The organism is Salinibaculum rarum, from assembly GCF_030505615.1.
Taxonomy (GTDB): Archaea; Halobacteriota; Halobacteria; order Halobacteriales; family Haloarculaceae; genus Salinibaculum; species Salinibaculum rarum.
Genome location: NZ_CP129992.1, coordinates 1,363,926 through 1,384,689, shown reverse-complemented (window position 1 = coordinate 1,384,689; position 20,764 = coordinate 1,363,926). Strand labels below are relative to the sequence as shown.

Here is a 20,764-nt window from a genome sequence, read left to right as displayed (position 1 = left end):
GTTCTCAGTGTTGATAACTTTCCAGGCCACTTGCAAACGAGTCACAGACGGCACGGAGTTTCGGAGTCGAAGCAGTGTCAAAGCGGAGCGGGCGTCGCCACCACGGCCCCTTGCCCGAATCCGCCGAGAGTTCCGTCACGAGGGCGTTCGCGTCGGTCCCCCCGGACGGCTGCGAGAGCGGGATTACACGGTCGTACAGCATCGACTCGTCGGGGTCGCCACGCAAGAGAACACGAGCGTCGGTCTGTGCCCCTGCGGGTGGGTCGCGCCGGACGTGTGCGTTGTTCGTAAACGGCGCCTGTCCGTCCGCGCCGAGGGTCGCGTACTCCTCGCCGGTCATCGCGTCCTCGGCCAGCCGGAAGTGGCCGATACAGAAGGCCCCCCACTCCGGGGGTAGCCAGTCTGCCGGGGCGCGCACCGAGAGTGTCGCATAGAAGAGGACGTAGTCGCCGGCGTCGAGTTCGGAAAGCGGGCCAGCCTTGATACAGTGGTCGTCGCCGTAGGTGTACCGCTCACAGCGGGGATACTCGGGAAACTCCGGGTCGAGATGCACCGGCCGGTCCAGCAGTTCGTCGGGAATCGACGTCTCCAGGGTGGGCGCGAGGTCGCCGTAGGTCGGCGGGTCGACGGCGGGTTCGGATTCGGGAATCGGAATGTACTCGAAGCGGCCGTCGGGCCAGACCGGGCCCCGAAATCCCGGTTCGTTCGTGTTCGCACCGACGTTGATGGCAATAGCCCGCATCGACGGAGCGTCGGCGGGCGAGGCCCAAAAGGACTCGGTCAGCGGAGCGGTTCGGCACACTCCCGGCAGTAGCTGAACATCCCGTCGCGGTCGTTGAGCGCGCCACACTGCTGGCAGACGACAGCGTCGTCGCGCTCGGTGGAAGCGTCGATGTCAGCCGCGGCGGACCCCTCCAGTCGCTTGTATCCGGGGTCACGGGACTCGGCGTCGTGCGTGGACTCGCCACGCTGGAAGTACCGATACAGCACCAGCTGCAACAGCGCAAAGCCGATGAGGTACGCGGCGAGCCAGGCCCAGGCTTCCATGTTTTGTGCTAGGTAGTCACACTACTTGGATGTTCGGCCCGCGGGTCCGGCTCAGTGTTCCTCGCTGAGTTGGCGCAGGTCCGAGGTGACTTTGAACACTTTCGCGGTCTGTTGTTCGTTTGCAGTCGCCACCTCGTCTATCTCTTCGTTGATTTCGTTGATGCGGTCGGTCGCGTCGTCTATCATCGTCGCAATCTCTTCGGCGGTCCCCGCCTGGTCGTCTGTCGCCTCCGCGACTTCCTTGATACCGATGGCGGCGTCCTGGACGACATCGACGATTTCGTCGAGTTGTGTCATCGCGTCCTCGACGCGCTCGATGCCGGTGTCGATGTTCTCGGCCGTCGTCTCGACGTTCTCGACGGTCTGGGTGATTTCCTCCTGGATTTCCGCAATCATCCGCTCTATCTGGTCGGCTTGCCCCTGTGACTCCTCGGCCAGCGATTTCACCTCGTCGGCGACGACGGCAAAGCCAGAGCCCGCCTCGCCCGCTCGAGCGGCCTCGATGGAGGCGTTCAGTGCCAGCATGTTCGTCTCGTCGGCGATGCCGTTTATCACGTCGACGACCTCGTCGATTTCTTCGGTCCGGTTCTGGAGGCGCTCGACGCTGGTCCCGATTTCCTCTGCGGACGACTCGATGTCCTCCATCACGTCGATTGCCGACGACGCCGACGCCTGCCCTTGCTCGGCCGCTTCGACGGCCTGTTCGCTCGTCTGCTCGACGCGGTCGGCCGTCGAGGCGATCTCCTCGATTGTCGCGCTGAGATTCGACATCTCGGCCCTGATTTCGTCGATGTTCCCGGCCTCGGTCTCGGTGAGGTCGCTGATACGCTGGGAGCTTTTCGAGACGTCGTTGGCAAACTCCTGGAGGTCCTTGGCGGCATCGTTTGTCTCTTCGGCCATCTCCCGCCGGCGCTCGATTTCGTCTTCGAGTTCCTGCTCGCGGCTCTCGATGTAGGTGTCCATCGCCACCTGCATGTCCAGGTTCATCAACTTGAGCGCGGACAGCGTCTCGTCCATTCCGTCTTCGAGTTGGTCGTGGACCGCGGAGACGGTCTCCTCGTCGACGCCGGCCGACGCGAGGGTGTCGGCCATCTGGTCTCGCATCCGCTCGGCCATCACCTCAAAGAGAAGTTCGAAGTAGACGCCGTACTGGCCGATGTACTGGCTGGTCGGCATGTCCAGCAACTCGTGGAGTTTGCCGATACGGGCACGATTGGTGAAATACTCCTGGCCGTACTCCCCGCCCGCGAGCGTCCGCCAGTAGGCCCGCTGTGTCTGTTTGAGCTGGTCGACGCCCTTCGGAGAGCGGTCGATGACCTCGGTCGTCTCCTCGTAGGCTGTGAGGTTCTCGTAGAACTTGTCGGCGATGTCGTCTTCGTACTCCTCGAAGGTGTCCGCAAGCGCCGTCAGACGGGCCACGTCCCCGTCGTCGAACCCGACGAAGTCCTTGCGCCAGCGTATCTCCTCGTCGTCCAGCCCAATCTGGTCGACGAGGTCCGTCTCGTCGACCTCCGAATTCAATCCGCCCTGTCCAAATACATCGGCGTATGTGCTCATGTCCAGTCCTGGTTGCTATGCGAAGTTATCAGTTTCTCTGCTTTCGGGGTCGTGATAGCAAGCGACCGCTCTTTATCCCCACTGCCTAACTAAAATGACAAGTGTGGGCGACAGTTCTCAGTCGAACTCGTAGCTGTCGACTTCGTTTTGGAAGTACTCGCTGTAGTTTTGGTCCTGGTCGCCACCGGCGATGTGGGAGTCGAGCCAGTCCCGGGCAAACTCCAGCACTTCCATCGTGATGTACTCGCCGTCCTCGTGCTTTTGCCTGAGTTCGGTCACCTTGGAGGCGAAGTTCTCGTGCATCTCCTGGTGATTGTGGAAACAGTCGGCACAGTCCTGCGAGTAGCCACAGTCCTCCATGAACTCCTCTTCGTCGCCGAAGTGATATTCCGTGTACCGCTCGAGTTCCCGGAGGATATCGCCCAGTTCTTCTTCTGCGTGGCCCTCTTCCATCGCCTGGTGGAGGTCGTTCAACAGCTCGAAGAGGTTCTGGTGCTGTTCGTCGAACCGGTCGATGTTCGTGCTATATCGGTCGTCGTCCCACTCGATAAGTGCCACGTTTGGTCACCTCTATCAAAGCCTTTGACCAAGGCGTATAAACGCTTTCCCGGATTCCCAGTGTCCCGGAAAGTCGAACACATTCCCCACCGAGCGTCCGTCTCGCCGCCGGTGCCGACGAAAGCGATGTACCAGAGACTTATATGAATCCATACCCGAGAGTTCGGCATGGAGGTTACAGCCGCGCGAGTCACCAGCGGTATCAGCGGGCTCGACGAGGTGTTACGCGGCGGGTTCGTTTCTGGCAGGATGTATCTGGTCTGTGGTGACCCCGGGACGGGCAAGACGCTGCTCGGGATGCACTTTCTCGAAGCCGGCATCGAGAACGACGAGACGGTGCTGTGTATTCACGGCGAGGAGTCACGGGACGAGATTCTGATGAACGGGGCGAGAGTCGGTATCAACCTCGATACCGTGCAGTTTCTGGACCTGGGACCGAACTCCGAGTTTTTCACCGAAGACCGAAACTACGACTTAGTCGAACCGGGCGCAGTCGAGCGCGACCGGTACACAGAGGAGATTCACGACGCAATCAGGGACATCAACCCCGACCGAGTCGTGCTCGACCCAATCACGCAACTGCGCTATATCGAGACGAACGAACACCAGTTTCGGAAGCGAATCCTCTCGTTTATGCGGTTTCTCAAGGAGCGGAACACGACCGTCATCGGGACCGCGACGCTGTCGAAGGACACCGAATACCAGACCGAGATGCGCTCGTTGAGCGACGGCGTCGTCCGGCTGTCCCACACGGACCGGGGCCGACGGCTCAGGGTCGCAAAACACCGTGGCTTCGGCCAGCACGACGGCAGTCACGGACTCGCAATCAGAAACGACGGCGTCGAGGTGTTCCCCTCGCTGGTTCCCGAACAACTCGACAGTTCCTGGGAAACGCGCCACATACGGTCGGGACTCGACAACCTCGACGATTTGCTCGGCGGCGGCCTCGAACGGGGGACAGTGACGTTCATCAGCGGCCCAACTGGGGTCGGAAAGACGACGACAGCGACACAGTTTCTCGCAGAAGCCGCAACGCAGGGAATCGACTCGCTTGCCTACCTGTTCGAGGAGGGGACGGATACGTTCACACACCGGTCGGAGTCGATGGGGATCCCACTCTCGGACCTGCGCGAGGAGGGGACCATCTCGCTCAATGCGGTCGAACCGCTCGCACAGTCGGCCGAGGAGTTCGCACAGCGGGTCCAGCGTGAAATCGACGAGACCGGCTCGGAAATCGTCCTCATCGACGGTATCGACGGGTACAAGATGTCGATTCAGGGGTCCGACTCGACGCTCGTCGAGAAGATACACGCACTCTCCCGACACCTCAAAAACCGTGACGTGACGGTGCTGATAACCGACGAGATACCCCAGATTACGGGCATGACGACCGCGACGAGTTCGAATCTCAGCTACATCGCCGACAACATCCTCTTTTTGAGTTACATCGAGACAGAGGGGACCCTCGAAAAGGTCATCGGCGTGTTGAAAAAGCGGGCCGGTGGCTTCGAGAACGCGCTCCGGGAGTTCGACCTCGACGACGGCATCCACATCGGTGAGCCACTGACCCACGCCTCCGGTATCCTGCAGGGGACACCACAGATAAACCAGGGGCAGCGAGACCAGACCGATGGCTGAGGACGGCGCTGTCGGCCCGGGAGCGACCACGCAGTCCGACGAGGACAGGTCGACAGTGCAACTGCTCGTCGAAAACGAGGGCAACCGGTCGGCGCTCCGGACGATGCTTGCGGACCGCTACGTCGTCGACACCAGCCAGTCTGTCACCGATGCCGACCTCTACCTCGTCGAGGACCAACTCTTCGCCGACCACATCGAGGAGCTTCGGGCGGTCGTCGAGCGGGAATCGCCCGTGTTCTGTCCGGTCGTGTTGCTCCGACGCGATACGGGTCGGTCACAGGTTTCGCTGGGGGCACTCGACGACGGCGATACGCCGGTCTTGCTCGACGACGTCATCGAGGCACCCGTCAGCCAGGCGTTGCTCGTTCGGCGCCTCGACACGCTGCTCGTCCGGCGCAACCAGGCACAGCGACTCCAGGCCCAGGTGTCGACGCTCGAAGCGCGTGAGCGGGAACTCCGCGGGTTCAAACAGGCGGTCGAACACTCGGGGCACTCGATTACGATTACCGATACGGACGGCACGATTCAGTTCGTCAACAGCGCGTTCGAGAAGACGACGGGGTACAGCGCCTCGGAAGCGATTGGGAACACGCCCAGACTCCTCAAGTCGGGCGAACACGACAAGGAGTTTTACGCCGAACTGTGGGGGACGATACTCAACGGCGAGGTGTGGGACGGCGAGGTCATAAACGAGCGCAAGAACGGCGAACAGTACGTCGTCGAACAGACGATTGCACCGATACTCGACGACGGGGACATCGAGGGGTTCATCTCGGTCAACTCGGAAGTCACCGAGCGGATTCGGCGCAAGCGGGAACTCGAACGCCAGCGCCAGGAACTCGACCTCCTGCGACAGATTCTCACCCGCGTTCTCAGACACAACATCCGCAACGACCTCAACGTCGTCATGGGGCACGCAGAACGGCTCGCCGCCGACTTTGGCGCCGAAGACGATGGGTTCGGAAAGATTGCCGAGAAAGCCAAGTCCATCGCCGAGACCAGCGAGACGGCCCGGGAGATTGCCGACCTCATCGAGCGAAGCGAGACGCCGTCACAACAGGACATCGCTGGGCTGGTACGGGACGTCGCTGCCGATGTCCAGGGGCGGTTCCCCGACACGACAGTCGACGTCGACACGCCCGAGGAGTGTGTGGCATACGCCAGCGGCGAACTGCGGCGGGCCGTCACCGAACTCGTCGAGAACGCCGCCGAGCACAACGACGCCGACGACCCGTGGGTCGGTATCACGCTCGAACAAAACGAGACGATTCGACTCGTCGTCGAAGACAACGGACCGGGAATCCCGGAGGGTGAACTCGTGCCGCTCAGACGGGACAAAGAGACTTCACTCGAACACGGAAGCAGTGTCTCGCTCTGGCTCGTTAGCTGGATTGTCGAACAGTCCGACGGCGCTATCGACTTCGAGCGGCGCGACGAGGGAACGCGTATCGTGCTCGAACTCCCCCGGAAGGGAGTCGTCGACGAAGCGATACTCGATACGGCCGACGACGCCGCCCGATAGGGTGCCGTCCGGGGGCTGGCCGTCCAGGCGGGTCAGGCGTCTGGTGGGGTCAAATCGCGCTGGAACTCGTCGAAGACGTTCAGGTCGTCGGGGACCTCGGTGGGGAGACGCCGCTCCTCGCGCCGGTCGACGTTGTCCTCCTCGACCGGGTCGGCAACCGACTCCCAGCCGTCTTTGATGCCGACACTCTGTGCGGGAGAACCGGCCGCGATGTGGTGGGCCGGAATGTCTCTCGAGGTGGCGGACTTGGCAGCCAAAATCGCGTTCCGACCGACCTTCACTCCGGCGCGAACCATCGAGTCGTAGGTGATACGCGCGTCGTCCTCGATGATAGTGTGGTAGTTGGTTATCGCAGTCTGGTCGACGGTGTCGTGGTCGTGCGTGTAGATTGCAACGTTGTCGGAAATCGACACGCGGTCGCCGACGGTCAGTTTCCCCCGGTCGTCGAGGTGGACGTCGTCGTGGACGACGACGTTGTCGCCGACGGTGATGTTGTGGCCGTAGGTGAAGGTAATGCCCTTGAAAAAGCGACAGTCGTCACCGCACTCCTCGAAGAGGTGGTCGGCGAGCATCCGACGGAATCGGAGCGCAAAGGCGATGTTGTCGGCCATCGGGGTGGCGTCGAACTGCCGCCAGAGCCACTGGAGGTACTTCGACTGCTGGAAGTCCTCGTCCATCGTCTCGACTTCGGCGTAGTACTCGCTTTCAAGCGTCGCGTTACAGGGGTCGTATCCCTGCAGACGGACCCGTTCAGCGGGAGTCACGTCGCCGCCGGACTGCCAGCGCTCGTAGGCATCGCGGTCGCCCATCAGGTCCACGAGCGTCTCCTTGACGACCTTGCAGGTGTCCTCGTCGCTAGCCAGACGGGTGTCGACCTCCTCGATAAACGCCTGTACCCCCTCCTCGGCAGCGGGTGGCAACGACACGTGTCGCTTCGTCATGGTGCGCCTTTACCCGGCAGCGCTGATAGGGGTTTCCGTTACGTGGTCGTCACTCGGTAACAGCGGTGTTACCGGTCGCTCGTCCGGCCGAACCCGGGCGGATTTATGCTCGACGCACGGATGTCGGTGTGCATGAGTGGAATCGTCGGCTCTGTCAAGGGACTCTTCTGGAATTCCGACGAGTTGCGCCTGCGCGCGCTGTTCCGGGTGGTGGCCACGGGCGGACTCCTCTTGCTTGTGGTCACGCTCGCCGTCTCCCTCGTCGACATCGCAAACAGCATCCTCGGACTCCCCAGTGTCCTCTCGCAGGTGGCTACCTTCTCGCTGATTATCGTCGGGCTGGTCGCACTCGCCTGGTTTATCGACCGCCGGCGACTCCGCGATATGGGACTGTCGCTGGACCGACAGTGGGGGCGTGACCTGCTTGTGGGGCTCGGCGTCGGCGTGGTGATGGTGGCCGTCGCCGTCGCGCTGCTCGTCGGTTCCGGCCTGGCCTCTGTCGGCTCCACCTACGCCGTCGAAAACCCGGACTTCTCGTTTGCTGCAGGGTCGACCGCTACCGGCGTCCTCTCGGGCTTTCTGTTCTTTGCCGCCTTCGCGACGCTCGAAGAGGTCATCGTCAGGGGGTACCTGCTCGTCAACATCGCGGAGGGGATTCGGCAGGTCAGTTCGACCGACCGCCGCGCCGTCGCGGGCGCGATTGCGATTACGGCGGCCCTGTTTGGCCTCCTCCATGCAGCCAACCCCGGCGGGACGGCACTCAGCCTGGTGAACATCACTATCGCCGGGCTCTTTTTCGGTGTCGCCTACGCCGCGACAGACCGACTTGCCTTCCCTATCGGCGCACACATCGGCTGGAACTTCGCCGTCGGCTCGCTGTTTGGACTTCCGGTCAGCGGCCTCCGCACCGACAGCGCCCTGCTCGCCGTCGAGCCCGACGGCCCGACGCTTCTCACTGGCGGCAGTTTCGGTCCCGAAGGCGGCGTCGTCATGCTCGTCGGCCTGCTGGCCGGTATCGCTGTCTTCGTCTGGTGGGTCCGCCAGCAGTACGGGACCCTCGCCGTCGACGGACGTATCGCGATTCCCGACCTGTGGATCGCCACCGGCGACGATTCCTGACCCGCCCGTTTCAGTTCGAATCAGCTCGCCGTCGTGTGGTCCGTTCCCGTAAGAAGTACTTTCACCGTCCCCCGTCAGACAAATGTCAGGAGACGGTCGAACCGGCCGTTACTCTGCCATCAGCCCGTCGCCCTGCACGCGCATGACGGCCTCACCGTCGGCGAGGTTCGGCGCGTCCACGAGACGGACGATACGTTTGTCGGCCTTGGACTTGCGGAGGTAGATACGGAACGTGGAGGTGTGCCCGAGGATGTTCCCCCCGATTGGCTGGGTCGGGTCGCCAAAGAAGGAGTCGGGGTTGGCAGCGACCTGGTTCGTGACGACGACGGCGGTGTTGTTCAGGTCGCCGACGCGCATCAGGTCGTGGAGGTGCTTGTTGAGTTTCTGCTGTCGGTCGGCGAGTTCGCCACGGCCGACGTACTCCGCACGGAAGTGTGCGGTCAGCGAGTCGACACAGAGCAGTCGGACGGGGAACTCCCCGTCCTGGCTCTCGCTTGCGATTTCCTGGGCTTTCTCCGCGAGGAGAATCTGGTGGTTGGAGTTGAAGGCCTTCGCGACGTGAATCTTGTCGAGGAACGCTTCCAGCAGGTCTTCGAGGAGGTCCTCGTTGCCAGCGTCGGCGTCGGCGGCTTCCTCGACGACGTCGTGGGTGACCATCGCCGCCTCGATGGCGTCGTCCGGCAGACCGCGGAGCATGTCGTCGATACGCTCCGGACGGAAGGTGTCCTCGCTGTCGATGAAGATACAACTGCCTTCGAGGCCGCCGTGTTCGGCCGGGAGCTGGACGTTGACCGCGAGCTGGTGGGTGACCTGAGACTTGCCGGCCCCGAACTCGCCGTAGACTTCGGTGATAGACTGCGTTTCGACGCCGCCACCGAGCAGTTCGTCGACTTCGTCGACGCCCCACGTCAGTTTCCCAATCTGCTCGCGTCGTTCCAGTACCGCCGAGCCGGATTCGAAGCCACCGATGTCGGCGGCCTCACGCGCGGCGTTGATGATGTCGGCGGCGCTCGATTCCCCGATGTCGGCGGTGTTCGAGAGTTCGCCGGGGCTGGCGACGGCGATACCCTGGTAGTTGTCGAATCCGTTTTCCTTGAGCTTCTCTGCTGTCGCCGGCCCGACGCCGGGGAGTTCTTCGAGGTCTTCACCTGTGGACATACACGCCGCTTGCGCCCCCTGTCACATAAACCCCCGTTAACAGGAGAGTGAAAGTGAAACAGCCGGACAGGAGTCCAACCGTTCACAGAGCCGGCAAGGATTGATACGAGAAGGGCGACCACAGCGTCCCCAGTCTATCCGCTGTGCGACAGCGGTGGATGTGACCGAACAGGACAGTCCGCTGTCGGGGCGACGGCGACCCCGCCGACTGGCGAACGGACGACTTAAACGCCACAGCGGCCTAGCCGGGGCCAATGAGTCGTTCCGGAGAGTTCTGTCCGCGCTGTGGGGAGACAATCGAGCGGGACGTATCGCTCGACGCGGAGGGGCCGGACGCCGCGCTCTGTGACGCCTGCTATCTCGACGAGTACGACCTCGTTGAGGCGCCCGACCGCGTCGAGGTCAACGTCTGTGCCCGCTGTGGGGCGGTCCACCGTGGCAACCGCTGGGTCGACGTGGGCGCTGAGGACTACACCGACATCGCCGTCGAGGAGGTGACCGAAGCGCTCTCGGTCCACGTCGCCGCCGACAGCATCTCCTGGCAGGTCGCGCCGGAACAGGTCGACGAGACGACCATCCGAATGCACTGCCAGTTCTCGGGTGTCCTCCGTGGGACTCCCGTTGCCGAGGAAGTCACCGTGCCGGTGAAAATCGGCCGCCAGACGTGCACGCGCTGTGGTCAGATTGCCGGCGGGTCCTACGCCGCCACCGTCCAGGTCCGCGCCCGCGAGCGCACACCGACCGAAGACGAGACCGACCGCGCTGTCGACATCGCCGAAGCGTACATCGACGACCGGGAGGGGAAAGGCGACCGCAACGCCTTCATCAGCGAAATCAACGAGGTCAACGACGGCGTCGACGTGAAGGTCTCGACCAGCCAGATTGGCCGGGCCATCGCCGACCGCATCGTCAGAGAACTCGGCGGGACCGTCGACGAGGCGCGCCGACTCGTCAGCGAAGACGACGACGGCCAGCGCCTCTACCGGATGGCCTACGCCGCACGACTGCCCGCGTACCGTCCCGGCGAAGTCATCGCCCCCGACGACGACGGGCCGGTGTTGGTGACCAGCGTCCAGGGGAACCTCAAAGGGACGCGTCTGACGACCGGCGAGCGCTACGAGGCTTCTTTCGAAGACGGACAGGCACCCGACGCCGACCGACTGGGCTGGCGCGAGGACGCCCAAGAGACGACACTCGTTGCCATCGAAGACGAGCGTGCAGTCCAGGTGTTAGACCCGGAGACCTACGAGGCAAAGACCATCGCCCGGCCGGACTACATGGACCCCGACGCCGACGAGGTTCCAGTGTTGAAGAGTCCGGCCGGCGTGTTCGTGCTCCCCGACAATGAGTGACGAATTTCTCGCTGCCGTCGTCGAGAAGAGTCGCACACAGGCGGCTATCGGGTCGCTCCGCGCGGAGGGCGTCTACGACGACGACCGCTCGGTGTTCGAGGCCAGCGGCGAGACGGTGGCGATTCCCGTCACCGAGACGCCGACCGAGACACAGATTCTGGAAGTCATCCGCGAGGAGGGCGAGCCACGCCTGCGGACGCTGGCCGACCACCTCCGGGAAGACGGGTGGACCGACGACCAGATAGCGGCCGCACCGTCGTCGTGGGCCGTCCTCGGCAGCGTCATCACAGCCGAGATGGGCGACGCACACGACCCCGAAGCGGTCGGCGAGGCGCTGCTGGCGATGCACGGCCAGGCCGACACCGTCCTCGCCCGCGGAGGTATCGACGGCCAGCACCGCAAGCCCGACGTGACCGTCGTGGCCGGCGAGGGCGATACTGAAACGGTCCACCGCGAGCACGGGACCGAGTACGCGATGGACCTCGCCGAGGTGATGTTCTCGCCGGGCAACAAGGCCGAACGGGCGCGGATGGGCGAGGCTGTCGGAGCGGGCGAGCGGGTCCTCGATATGTTCGCCGGCATCGGCTACTTCACGCTCCCGATGGCCCGCGCGGGCGCCCACGTCACCGCCATCGAGCGAAACCCTGATTCCTTCCAGTACCTGCTGGAAAACGCGATGCGAAACGGCGTTTCCGACCGGATAGAGCCGTACCGAGCGGACAACCGCGACGTGCTCGACTCCTACGACGGCGAGCCCTTCGACCGGATTGTGATGGGCTACTACGACGCGTCGGAGCCGTGCGCCGACGACAGCCAGACGGGGTCCGGCCAGTCGTACGAGTATCTATCCGAAGCACTGTCAGTACTCGCCCCGGGCGGCACGTTACACATGCACGAGGCGACCCCCGAATCGCTGGTCCCGGACCGTCCAGTCGGGCGGCTAGAAGAGGCCGCGTCGGCTGTCGGCCGGTCCGTCGAGATACTGGACGTGCGGGAGGTCAAGGGGTACAGCGAGGGTGTCGTCCACGTCGTCGTCGACGCGCGCGTCGAGTGAGCGCCGTTGCACGAAACGCCTAATTGGCCGGATATGTACATCTAGATATGAACAAACAGCAGATAATCGCCATCGTCTTCGTCCTCCTGATGGTCGGCTCGTCGGTCATCTACGGCATCTCGGCACTGTTCTAAGCCGCGAGCCTCCCGCCGTCAGTCCCACACGTCAGAAAGCGGGTGCTCACCGTCGTCGGTCGCCGACTGCGAGCGCGTCCGTGACCGCGAGTGACTGCGCGCTCGCGCATCAGACACACCGCCCAGCGCCTCGCTCGGCGCAAAGTCGGGCAAGTCCGGCGGCGACATCCGGTCGACCTGTTCGCGGAACCACTCCGGCATGTCCGTTCGCGCTCGCTCGAAGAGGTCGAGCAGCGAGGAGTCGGCGAGATACGTCGCCCCGTAGTCGTCGGGGGCGCGCACGACTCGCCCGCAGGCCTGGATGACCGTCCGGAGTGCCGTCCGGTAGTACCAGGCCCACTGTCCCTCCTCCAGTCGGTGTGCGACCCGCGAGTCGCGGGTGTTGGGATACGGCGCCTTACAGAGCAGTTGCCACCGGCAGAGGTCGCCTTCCAGGTCCAGCGCTTCCTCCATTTTCACCGAGAGAAAGACGTCGGGGTCGTCGGCGCGCTTCCACGCGGCGAGTTGCCCGTCGCGGTCCGCCGACTCGTGGGACCGGACCCGCGAGCCGACACCGAAATCCGCCAGCAAGGACTGCAACTGGTCCTGAATCGCATAGGAGTGACAGTGGACCAGTCCCTTCTCGTCGGGGTGGTGTTGCATGATGCGAACGAGCGTGCGCGCAATCTTCGGGAGCGTCTCCTCGCGGTGTTCGTAGGTCATCTTCCCCCGAGTCACGTCGTACAGCGGCCGGTTCTCCACGGGAAAGGTGTGGGGAACCTCCACCAGGGCGACGTTTTCGGGCGCGAGGCCGACGTTCGCACAGAACGCCTCCTTGTTGAGAATAGTCGCCGACAGCAGCGCGAACTTCTCGCCACGGTCCCAGACGGTGTGGTTGAGGTAGCGCTCGGGACTCATCGGCTTGATAGTGACCCGGGTGCCCTCGCCGTCGGGCTGGTCGACGACCCACGTCGTCGCGCTCTCGGGGTCACGATACTCCTCGGCGAACCACTTCAGGTCCGACCGGAGTTCGTTTATCCGGTCGCGCTCGCTTGCCTCCTCGGGTGTGAGTTCGGCGTTGCCCCGGAGTTGTTCGAGGCGGCGCGTGCTTAGCGTCTGGAGGTAGTCTGCGTACTGGACGGCGTCGTCTAGGTCCTCGATGTCGGGGTCGTTTGCCTCACTCCAGAACGGAACGGTCTCGGGGGAGAGTTCTATCGTCGCGTACATCTCCGCCCAGTTGCCCAGCCCGTGGGCCTCGTCGATGACGACCACGTCGCGGGTGCCAAACACATCGGAGCCGGCAGTCTGCATGAAATAGGCGAGTGTCATCGCCGCGATGGACTGGTTTGCGGCGATAGTCCGGTCGGAGAAGTACGGACAGCGGTGTTTGACCTCGCAGTCGAACTCCCGTTCGCGGACGCAGGGGGCCTGGTTGACCGGCGTGTCCGTCTCGCCGGGCAGGATACACGAGTAGTTGTTCTTCCCGCGGATGATAGAGAGGTCGGCGAGCAGTGAATCGCTCTCGACGTCGTCCAGTTGTGAGACCTGCGGTGTGGTGTAGTACGCGCGAGCGGGTGCCGTGGGGTCGCCGCTGCCGGCGCGGCGAGCACAGCCGGCGATGGCGCGGGCGAGCAGGGACTTCCCGCTGCCGGTGGGCGCGCGGACCAGCACCACGTCGTTGCCGTCGTCGAAGGCGGCAGCGATGTCACTGAGTGCCTGTTCCTGGGCACCGCGGTAGCTGGGGGCGGGAAACTCCTCGAAGATGCGCGCGGTATCCACACCGGAAGGGAGTGGCGCGACCCGTCTTAAGCTATCGGATGAAACCCACTCATTCGGAGAGCGCGGCCACGTCGTCGGCGGTCACGTCGTGGTCGTCGGGCAGTCGCTCGATGCACTCGAAACAGAGGAAATGTTCGGTACCGTCGGCCAGTTCCAGCTCGATGCCGCCGGTGGTGTCTTTCTCCAGCGTCCAGAGGTTCGCGATACCGCCGGCTATCGAGACCTGTTTCCCACACCCATCGCAGGGCTGGCGTGCCATACCCCCCACTGGGACCCGGACGGGCAAACGCTTTCCGGGGTCCGAACGGGCCACCGAATTAAGACGCCGGAGTCCCTCTGCTCAGACATGGATGTACTTGTGACGGGTGCGACCGGGTTCGTCGGCGGTCGACTCGTGCCGGCACTGCGTGCGGCCGGCCACGACGTGCGCGTGCTCGTCCGTGACGAAACGGGCTACGACGCCAGCGACGAGGTTACCGTGTTCGAAGGCGACCTGCTTGAGCCGGGCAGTTTCGACGCCGCGCTCGACGGTGCGGACGCGGCGTACTACCTCGTCCACTCGATGAAAGCCGGCGAGGACTTCGAGGAACGGGACCGGAACGCGGCGACGAATTTCGCTGATGCTGCGAGCGCCGCCGGCGTCGACCGGGTCGTCTATCTCGGCGGCCTCGGCGAGGAAGGCGAAGAGCTCTCGCGCCATCTCAAATCGCGGCGTGAGGTCGAAACCGTCCTCGGCGAGGGCGACTACGACCTGACGACGCTGCGGGCGGCCATCATCATCGGCCACGGCAGCGCCAGTTTCGCGATGGTCAAGCAACTCGCCTCCCGCCTGCCGGTGATGGTGACGCCACGCTGGGTCCAAAACGAGTGTCAACCGGTCGCTATCGGCGACGTCATCGGCTATCTGGTCGGCCTCCTCGACCACCCGGAAACGGCCGGAGAAACCTACGAAATCGGCGGCCCGGACGTGCTGACATACGGTGAGATTATCCAGGAGACGGCACGGGCGATGGGGCGCCGGCCACCGACTATCATCCCGGTTCCGGTGTTGACCCCGCGACTCTCCTCGTACTGGGTCGGACTCGTCACCGACGTCGATCCCGAGGTAGCACGCCCGCTCATCGACGGCCTCCGGAACGCCGTCGTCGTGCGAGACGACAGCATCCGTGACCACCTCGACTTCGAGTTGACGCCGTTCGTGGCGGCCGTCGAGCACGCCCTCGCGGTCAAGCGGGGCGAGCGTGAACCGGTCACAACAGCCGTCGAGCAAACGGGAGGCCAGGCCTGATGGCCAGCCGCGAGCACGACCAGCAGTCACACACAGACGAGGAACACCCGGCCGAGCCAGAATCCGGCCCGGCACCGCCAAAATACGGCGAGACGTGGGTCTACGAGAGTATCATCGGCGCGCTCCCCGGCATCCACATCAGCCCGGCGGTGGCACTCGCCATCCAGTTTGTCGGGTTCGAGGTGGCGATTTTACTCTTGGCGTGGTACTATCAGCTCTGGACGGCCGCCATCGCGGGCACGATTGCAGTCGCCATCGCGACGGTCGGCAGCGCCGAGATGCTGCGTATCGCTCGCGTGACCCGCGGCGAGGACGTCCCCGACGCCTACCGACGGCTGCTCTTTTCCTCGAACGTCGAGGTCGTCCTCGCGGTGCTTGCGTACATCGCGCTCGTCACGCACCTGTTCGTCTGGGACCCACGGACAGCGACCGAACCGCTCGTGACGCGGCTGTTCGGGGCGGACCCGCCGATTCTGGTGGTCTACCTGATGCTGTTGATACTGTGGGACGTCTGCTATCGCATCGGAACGGGGTGGTGGGCGTCGATTACGGCGCTGTGGCGGTCGGCACGGTTTCGCTTCGACGCGGAGACGAAGCGGTCGCTGCGGCGTGCTGACCTCGAAGCACTCGGGTTTGGGCTGCTCCAGTTCGCGTTCGTGCCGTTCCTGCTTGACCAGCCAGTGTTGCTCGCCGCCGTCGTCGGTCACGTCCTCGCGGTCACGGCAGTGACGGGCCTGGCTATCGTCCTGCTTGGAGTGCGGAGTGAGAACTAGTTCGACTGGATTTCCTTGAACTGGTCGAGGAGCTCTTCGGCCGAGTCACCGCCCTCGTACTCGACGCTACCCTCGTACTCGTCGCGTTCGTCGTCGAAACTCGCGTCGACTTCGCTGTTCTTTCGTTCCCGGCGTTCGTGCTCGGCTTCGTCATATGCGCCCATCGACATTGTGAACCACACACATACTTGCAAACTGATACATATCAATGTAACGGTTAATAAGGGTATACGACAGGAGAGTCGTCTGGCGTCCGACAGTATATATGTCGCCACCGACCTAGTATGCCCAGTGGCAGGGCCGACACGATTTCGCCGCGATACGCGCCAGTGGACCAGCGAGCAGGTCGAGCGGGACCTCTATGCACCGTTGAACAGCCGCTTCGGCGCCAAACAGCGCGCGCCGGCGCACGACCCGCCGCCAGGGTACGAGGCGTGCCAGCTCCGCATGGACAACGGCGACCTCGCCCTGTTCGCGTGGGGCGAGAACGCATTCTGGCTGGGCAACACGGAGACACCGGAGGCACTCTGGCGGACGGACAAGTACACGTTCTCCGAAGTCCCCTACCCCATCGCGCGGTGGGCTCAACGGGAGCTGTTGACCGAGCTTCAGGTCTCGGACCCGTGGCTGGCCGAGTACGCATACGTATCGTGGTACTTTCTCCCAGTGTTGTTCTCGAAGGACGGCCGGGAGACGACGCGAGCCTTCTTCCGGGACCACGCGTCAGGGTTTCCCGATGCGACCCGTGCGGAGGGGCTTGCCTTCTACGAGCAGTTGCTGTCGGCGACGGACCTCGACGACCACCGGTACACGATGGCGTCGAAACTCGGCACGAGCGAGGCGGTCGATCTCGTGCGGATGCGCGCGACGATGGCCGAGTTCAACGCCGCCAAACTCCTGACTGACGCGGGCTACGACTACACCCCCGAGGTGGCTCTCGACTCGGGCCACGCGCTTGACTTTCGCGTCGACGAGCCGAATACTCTCGTCGAGGTGACACGACCGGAGCCGCCAGCACGCAGGCGGGCAGGGACACCCGCAGCCGCCCTCCGCGAGACGGTCGGCGGGAAGACAAACGACCAACTCAGTGCCCACGCCGACGCCGTCGTCTTCGTCGACTGTTCGTCGTTCCGTGACGACGAGTGGAACCCCGTCGCCGCCGAGCGGCCGGCCGCCGGACACGAACCCGCAGTCGTCTACCGCATGCGACCCGACGGAACCATCTCCGGGTACACCGTCGGCGACGTGCCACTGGCACTCGAGTCGACACTGGAGATATGATGGGGGCTCGATACTTTCCGTTCAGGACCCACGCTCGCATCGAATCGAGATACAGAGAACGCGGAGCCGTGATGGCATCTCAATACTAATCAGTAGTCTTATATATGAACTAACTATTGTACGACATAACAGAGATGAGCGGTAAGCGTGCCGACGGAGAGCGGAACGTAAGCCGCCGTGCGGTTCTGGGGACTGCCGCAGGTATCGGTGCGGCGCTGTCGAGTGGGTGTGTGGGTGCGTTCCAGAACTTCCTGAACGGTGGCGGCCCTGGGCAGTTGTCCCTCACTGTCAAGGCCGTCCCCGCAGACTCGGACGCGATTGCCACACAGATTGCGCGACAACTCGTCAACAGGATGCAAGCCATCGGCATCAACGCCCGGTTCGAGCTCGAGGCTCGGACGGAGCTTCGGAAGGACGTGCTGATGAACAACAACTACGACATCTACGTCGACGAGTTCCCGGTGCGAAACGGCCCGGACATGATGCGGCCGATGTTGCAGTCGGTGTTCACAAGCGAGTCAGGCTGGCAAAACCCCTTCGACTACACCAATCTCACGGTCGACGAGCAGTTGGACACCCAGCGTGCAACGACTGGCAGCGACCGGGAACTCGCTGTCGACGCCGTCCAGCGCAAGGTTGCACGCGAACAGCCCCTCGGCGTGATCGCGTTCCCCACCGAAATCTGGACGGCACGCGACGACCGCTACACGGGGTGGGACGCGTTCCCACCGACGAATCCACTGGCGTTTATCGCCCTTACCGACGACGGCAGTGCCAATGACCGCCTCCGAGTCACGACGACGGACGGCACGCCGACGGAAAATCTGAATCCGCTTTCGGTGGTCCAGCGCTACCGGGGGACGTTCACCGACCTGCTGTACGACCCGCTTGCGCGCCGCTACGACGGCGATGTCAACCCGTGGCTAGCGGAGGACTGGAACATCGACCGGACCGACGGGACCACCACGGCGACGGTGACTCTGCGGTCCGGACTGCGCTGGCACGACGGCCAGCCACTGACCGCTCGCGACGTCGCGTTCACCTTTCGGTTTTTGAACGATACGACGCTGGAAACCGGTGACGCGGAGGTGCCAGCGCCGCGGCTCCGTGGGCGTGCGTCGCTTGTCGAATCGGCAGACGACCAGAACACGCGAACGGTCGAACTCCAGTTTGGAGACACGAGTCCGGCGGTCGTCGAGCGGGCCCTCACGGTCCCGATACTCCCGAAACACGTCTGGGAGGCGACGACAGACCGGGCCTCAGCGGCCGGGCTGGACATGACGCCGTACCCGACCGAAGCGATCATCACAGACAACAGCGAGCCAGTGGGCAGCGGCGTCTTGCAGTTCGAGGCGGCGACCAGCGGCGAATCGCTCGTGTTGACGCGATTCGACGACCACTTCCTCCACCGGGACACCACGACGGACCCGGCAACGTATTTCGACGGGGGCGTCCCGTTTAGCCGCCTCTCGGTTCGTATCGTTCCGTCGGACGCCGCAGCGGTCGAACTCGTCGCCGCCGACGAGGCAGACGCGACGGCGATGAGCGTCGCCCCCGACGAAGTCTCCCGCATCAACGGCCACGACAGCCTCGAGTTGTACACGGCAGAGTCGCGCTCGTTCTATCACGTCGGCTTCAATACCCGGCGGGTCCCGCTCGGTAACGGGCACTTCCGACGGCTGTTGATGCGACTGCTCGACAAAGAGCACATCGTCGAGGAGACGATGGACGGGTACGCGACCCCCGGTGTGACGCCACTTACCGGGACCGACTGGGTCCCCGCAGACCTCACCTGGCGGGGCCGTGACCCACAGGTGCCGTTTATCGGCGAGGGGAATTCCCTCAACACCGAACAGGCCCGAGAACTATTCAAGCGAGCAGGATTCAAATACGACGAGTCAGGTGCAATGATAGATAGATGATCGTATCGATACCGCCCGCGTTACTCCAGCAAATCGTCCTCGTCGTCGGCGCCCTCCTCCTGATTTCTGCGGTGACCATCATCGGCATCAGTCGTCTCGGTCGGTTGCGTCGCCATCTCGTGAGTCGACTCCGGGAGGTGTCCCCGTACCTGGCGTTGCTGGCAATCGTCTTCATCGTCAATTCCTTCGTGAGAGACCACGGCCAGGTCCTCTCCTGGCTGCTCGACTGGCAGGTTACCGGCTACATCTACACAATCGAGGGGGACCTCGTCGCACACATCCAGACGTATCTGACCGGAGACTTTCTGACACTGCCGGTGTTGACGGAACTGACCGCCCGTGTCCAGGAGTACACCGGCGTAGTCCCGGCCGACCAGGTAACCGCTGTCTTCTCGATGGTCTATGTCTACGGCTACGTGTTCCTGATGGTGTTTCCGTTCTTCGCGTACCTCTCGAACAACAGGCTGGACACGTTCCGGAAGTTGATGCTCGCCTACGCGTTCAACTACACCATCGGCGTCCTCTGCTATGTCCTGTTTATCTCCTATGGCCCCCGGAACCTGCTGTATCCCGAGGTCCAGTCGCTGATGTACGAGTGGTGGCCCCGCTCGCAGTTCGTGACCGGCGAAATCAACTCCAACACGAACGTCTTCCCCTCACTGCACAGTTCTATCTCGACGACGGTCGCACTGCTTGCCTATCGCACCCGTGACGTCTACCCCGGCTGGCTGTACGTCTCAGCGCCCCTCGCCGTCATGGTCATGGTGTCGACGATGTTTCTCGGCATCCACTGGGGCGTCGACGTCGTCGCCGGTATCGGGCTGGCGGTAGTGAGTATCGTCCTCGCGGACCACGTCACCGACGAACACGGGGAAAACGCCTGGCTGCTCCGGACGAGCGACCGCGTGATAGCGTCTCTCGGACGCTACCTCCGTCTCGGCCGGGAGTGGCTCTCGAAGCTCCGGTCGGAAAACGCCGACAGTCAGGGCCGGTAGCGCACGTCCGGCGAGGACACGTCGAGAACACCGAGGCGACCAGCGACCAGCCCACAGGCCAGCCCCGTCGCGTGGCCGATGACCGCGGTGTTCGGGCCACTTGCGAGGACAGTCACCGTCGTCACGACGACAGCGAACAGGACGAGCTGGGCACGGGCCGACAACTGGACGCGGTCTAGCACGCGCGTCGAGACGACGTTCCCGCCGAGCAGATAGCCCAACAGCGCAAGGACCGCACCGCTTGCCCCCCAGACGGCGTGTGACGGCCCGACCAGCCCGCCGAGAAACACCTCTGCCAGCCCGGAGAGTGCGCCAGTCCCGACGAAAAACGCGTGATACCGGAGAGCAGTCGTTCGGCGAGCGACCAGGGGGCCGACGATGACTAGCGCGACGAGGTTCGCCGCCAGGTGCGTGAGGCCACTGTGGGCGTACACACTCGTGACGAGCGCCCAGGGGCGGGCGGCCACGGTCGCATCGAGGACAAAGAGGAGGTACTCGACGGTCCAGAGCAGGCCGACGACGTGCTGGAGGAGAAAGACGACGAGGACGACGGCGAGTGTCTGGAGGGTTGGGCGGCCACGCAGTCGCATACCATCTCTCGGAGTTCCAGCGGCAAAACCTCCCGGTCCGAGGGGAGTGCGCTGGCGTCACCATTCCAAGACGGTGT

General features: G+C 63.8%; 19 protein-coding genes and 1 pseudogene. 10 read left to right on the top strand and 10 right to left on the bottom strand.

Features of this window, described 5'->3' with window-relative positions; all coding sequences use genetic code 11:
* Window positions 1–4 precede the first annotated feature (4 nt).
* The 4 genes and pseudogenes from QYL91_RS07470 to QYL91_RS07455 form a co-directional block, all read right to left on the bottom strand.
* On the bottom strand, window positions 5–742 hold the full coding sequence (locus QYL91_RS07470) for an Nmad3 family putative nucleotide modification protein (protein WP_302082747.1): 738 nt from the start codon (window positions 740–742) through the stop codon (window positions 5–7).
* 38 nt (window positions 743–780) lie between these two features.
* Window positions 781–1,047: a DUF7577 domain-containing protein gene (locus tag QYL91_RS07465; RefSeq protein WP_302082746.1), complete on the bottom strand. Its 267-nt coding sequence runs from the start codon at window positions 1,045–1,047 to the stop codon at window positions 781–783.
* A gap of 51 nt (window positions 1,048–1,098) precedes the next feature.
* Window positions 1,099–2,604 (bottom strand): globin-coupled sensor protein, encoded by a 1,506-nt coding sequence (locus tag QYL91_RS07460; protein ID WP_302082745.1) that lies wholly within the window; start codon window positions 2,602–2,604, stop codon window positions 1,099–1,101.
* A gap of 120 nt (window positions 2,605–2,724) precedes the next feature.
* Window positions 2,725–3,162: pseudogene (locus QYL91_RS07455) on the bottom strand (bacteriohemerythrin); the annotation flags it as partial.
* Between the two features lie 168 nt (window positions 3,163–3,330).
* On the opposite strand from QYL91_RS07455, the gene QYL91_RS07450 reads away from it, so the two are divergent.
* Complete coding sequence (locus tag QYL91_RS07450) at window positions 3,331–4,800, top strand: ATPase domain-containing protein (RefSeq protein WP_302082743.1); 1,470 nt, start codon at window positions 3,331–3,333, stop codon at window positions 4,798–4,800.
* A complete protein-coding gene (locus tag QYL91_RS07445) occupies window positions 4,793–6,322 on the top strand; it encodes a PAS domain-containing sensor histidine kinase (protein ID WP_302082742.1) in 1,530 nt (509 codons plus the stop codon). The genes QYL91_RS07450 and QYL91_RS07445 overlap by 8 nt, the downstream gene beginning before the upstream one ends.
* 32 nt (window positions 6,323–6,354) lie before the next feature.
* On the opposite strand, the gene QYL91_RS07440 is transcribed toward QYL91_RS07445, so the two are convergent.
* Window positions 6,355–7,263 (bottom strand): acyltransferase, encoded by a 909-nt coding sequence (locus QYL91_RS07440; RefSeq protein WP_302082741.1) that lies wholly within the window; start codon window positions 7,261–7,263, stop codon window positions 6,355–6,357.
* 132 nt (window positions 7,264–7,395) lie between these two features.
* Between QYL91_RS07440 and QYL91_RS07435 the strand changes: the two genes are divergently transcribed.
* Window positions 7,396–8,382 (top strand): CPBP family intramembrane glutamic endopeptidase, encoded by a 987-nt coding sequence (locus tag QYL91_RS07435; protein WP_302082740.1) that lies wholly within the window; start codon window positions 7,396–7,398, stop codon window positions 8,380–8,382.
* 108 nt (window positions 8,383–8,490) lie between these two features.
* On the opposite strand, the gene radA is transcribed toward QYL91_RS07435, so the two are convergent.
* Window positions 8,491–9,540 (bottom strand): DNA repair and recombination protein RadA, encoded by a 1,050-nt coding sequence (radA, locus tag QYL91_RS07430; RefSeq protein ID WP_302082739.1) that lies wholly within the window; start codon window positions 9,538–9,540, stop codon window positions 8,491–8,493.
* A gap of 254 nt (window positions 9,541–9,794) precedes the next feature.
* Between radA and QYL91_RS07425 the strand changes: the two genes are divergently transcribed.
* Both QYL91_RS07425 and QYL91_RS07420 read left to right on the top strand, forming a co-directional pair.
* Entirely contained in the window at window positions 9,795–10,892 is a 1,098-nt protein-coding gene (locus QYL91_RS07425; RefSeq protein ID WP_302082738.1) for a 60S ribosomal export protein NMD3, read from the top strand.
* Window positions 10,885–11,946: a class I SAM-dependent methyltransferase gene (locus QYL91_RS07420; protein WP_302082737.1), complete on the top strand. Its 1,062-nt coding sequence runs from the start codon at window positions 10,885–10,887 to the stop codon at window positions 11,944–11,946. Before QYL91_RS07425 ends, QYL91_RS07420 begins: the two co-directional genes overlap by 8 nt.
* A 152-nt stretch (window positions 11,947–12,098) precedes the next feature.
* Here the strand turns inward: QYL91_RS07420 and QYL91_RS07415 are convergent, their stop codons facing one another.
* Together QYL91_RS07415 and QYL91_RS07410 are read right to left on the bottom strand one after the other, a co-directional pair.
* On the bottom strand, window positions 12,099–13,838 hold the full coding sequence (locus tag QYL91_RS07415; protein ID WP_302082736.1) for a helicase C-terminal domain-containing protein: 1,740 nt from the start codon (window positions 13,836–13,838) through the stop codon (window positions 12,099–12,101).
* A gap of 49 nt (window positions 13,839–13,887) precedes the next feature.
* The gene (locus tag QYL91_RS07410; protein ID WP_302082735.1) at window positions 13,888–14,097 is read right to left on the bottom strand and encodes a DUF7561 family protein; all 210 of its coding nucleotides are present in this window, start codon (window positions 14,095–14,097) and stop codon (window positions 13,888–13,890) included.
* Window positions 14,098–14,184: 87 nt separating this feature from the next.
* On the opposite strand from QYL91_RS07410, the gene QYL91_RS07405 reads away from it, so the two are divergent.
* A complete protein-coding gene (locus tag QYL91_RS07405; protein WP_302082734.1) occupies window positions 14,185–15,126 on the top strand; it encodes an NAD(P)H-binding protein in 942 nt (313 codons plus the stop codon).
* Window positions 15,126–15,899: a DUF7530 family protein gene (locus QYL91_RS07400; protein WP_302082733.1), complete on the top strand. Its 774-nt coding sequence runs from the start codon at window positions 15,126–15,128 to the stop codon at window positions 15,897–15,899. Before QYL91_RS07405 ends, QYL91_RS07400 begins: the two co-directional genes overlap by 1 nt.
* Here QYL91_RS07400 and QYL91_RS07395 read toward each other — a convergent pair.
* Window positions 15,896–16,069, bottom strand: coding sequence for a DUF5786 family protein (locus QYL91_RS07395; protein ID WP_302082844.1), 174 nt, complete (start codon window positions 16,067–16,069; stop codon window positions 15,896–15,898). The two genes, QYL91_RS07400 and QYL91_RS07395, sit on opposite strands and share 4 nt — an antisense overlap.
* 121 nt (window positions 16,070–16,190) lie before the next feature.
* Between QYL91_RS07395 and QYL91_RS07390 the strand changes: the two genes are divergently transcribed.
* The 3 genes from QYL91_RS07390 to QYL91_RS07380 all read left to right on the top strand — a co-directional run bounded on the left by QYL91_RS07390 (window position 16,191) and on the right by QYL91_RS07380 (window position 20,097).
* On the top strand, window positions 16,191–17,180 hold the full coding sequence (locus QYL91_RS07390; protein WP_302082732.1) for a DUF5784 family protein: 990 nt from the start codon (window positions 16,191–16,193) through the stop codon (window positions 17,178–17,180).
* A 134-nt stretch (window positions 17,181–17,314) separates the two neighbouring features.
* Window positions 17,315–19,102 carry an ABC transporter substrate-binding protein gene (locus QYL91_RS07385; protein ID WP_302082731.1) on the top strand — a complete coding sequence of 596 codons (1,788 nt, stop codon included), beginning with the start codon at window positions 17,315–17,317 and terminating at the stop codon, window positions 19,100–19,102.
* The gene (locus QYL91_RS07380; RefSeq protein WP_302082730.1) at window positions 19,099–20,097 is read left to right on the top strand and encodes a phosphatase PAP2 family protein; all 999 of its coding nucleotides are present in this window, start codon (window positions 19,099–19,101) and stop codon (window positions 20,095–20,097) included. The genes QYL91_RS07385 and QYL91_RS07380 overlap by 4 nt, the downstream gene beginning before the upstream one ends.
* Here the strand turns inward: QYL91_RS07380 and QYL91_RS07375 are convergent.
* Window positions 20,085–20,687 carry a rhomboid family intramembrane serine protease gene (locus tag QYL91_RS07375; protein WP_302082729.1) on the bottom strand — a complete coding sequence of 201 codons (603 nt, stop codon included), beginning with the start codon at window positions 20,685–20,687 and terminating at the stop codon, window positions 20,085–20,087. The two genes, QYL91_RS07380 and QYL91_RS07375, sit on opposite strands and share 13 nt — an antisense overlap.
* Window positions 20,688–20,764 lie beyond the last annotated feature (77 nt).

Excerpts from the sequence above, each read along its gene's own strand:
- QYL91_RS07470 (WP_302082747.1), bottom strand. The coding sequence starts at position 742 with ATGCGGGCTATTGCCATCAACGTCGGTGCGAACACGAACGAACCGGGA.
- QYL91_RS07465 (WP_302082746.1), bottom strand. The coding sequence starts at position 1,047 with ATGGAAGCCTGGGCCTGGCTCGCCGCGTACCTCATCGGCTTTGCGCTG.
- QYL91_RS07460 (WP_302082745.1), bottom strand. The coding sequence starts at position 2,604 with ATGAGCACATACGCCGATGTATTTGGACAGGGCGGATTGAATTCGGAG.
- QYL91_RS07450 (WP_302082743.1), top strand. The coding sequence starts at position 3,331 with ATGGAGGTTACAGCCGCGCGAGTCACCAGCGGTATCAGCGGGCTCGAC.
- QYL91_RS07445 (WP_302082742.1), top strand. The coding sequence starts at position 4,793 with ATGGCTGAGGACGGCGCTGTCGGCCCGGGAGCGACCACGCAGTCCGAC.
- QYL91_RS07440 (WP_302082741.1), bottom strand. The coding sequence starts at position 7,263 with ATGACGAAGCGACACGTGTCGTTGCCACCCGCTGCCGAGGAGGGGGTA.
- QYL91_RS07435 (WP_302082740.1), top strand. The coding sequence starts at position 7,396 with ATGAGTGGAATCGTCGGCTCTGTCAAGGGACTCTTCTGGAATTCCGAC.
- radA (WP_302082739.1), bottom strand. The coding sequence starts at position 9,540 with ATGTCCACAGGTGAAGACCTCGAAGAACTCCCCGGCGTCGGGCCGGCG.
- QYL91_RS07425 (WP_302082738.1), top strand. The coding sequence starts at position 9,795 with ATGAGTCGTTCCGGAGAGTTCTGTCCGCGCTGTGGGGAGACAATCGAG.
- QYL91_RS07420 (WP_302082737.1), top strand. The coding sequence starts at position 10,885 with ATGAGTGACGAATTTCTCGCTGCCGTCGTCGAGAAGAGTCGCACACAG.
- QYL91_RS07410 (WP_302082735.1), bottom strand. The coding sequence starts at position 14,097 with ATGGCACGCCAGCCCTGCGATGGGTGTGGGAAACAGGTCTCGATAGCC.
- QYL91_RS07405 (WP_302082734.1), top strand. The coding sequence starts at position 14,185 with ATGGATGTACTTGTGACGGGTGCGACCGGGTTCGTCGGCGGTCGACTC.
- QYL91_RS07400 (WP_302082733.1), top strand. The coding sequence starts at position 15,126 with ATGGCCAGCCGCGAGCACGACCAGCAGTCACACACAGACGAGGAACAC.
- QYL91_RS07395 (WP_302082844.1), bottom strand. The coding sequence starts at position 16,069 with ATGTCGATGGGCGCATATGACGAAGCCGAGCACGAACGCCGGGAACGA.
- QYL91_RS07385 (WP_302082731.1), top strand. The coding sequence starts at position 17,315 with ATGAGCGGTAAGCGTGCCGACGGAGAGCGGAACGTAAGCCGCCGTGCG.
- QYL91_RS07380 (WP_302082730.1), top strand. The coding sequence starts at position 19,099 with ATGATCGTATCGATACCGCCCGCGTTACTCCAGCAAATCGTCCTCGTC.
- QYL91_RS07375 (WP_302082729.1), bottom strand. The coding sequence starts at position 20,687 with ATGCGACTGCGTGGCCGCCCAACCCTCCAGACACTCGCCGTCGTCCTC.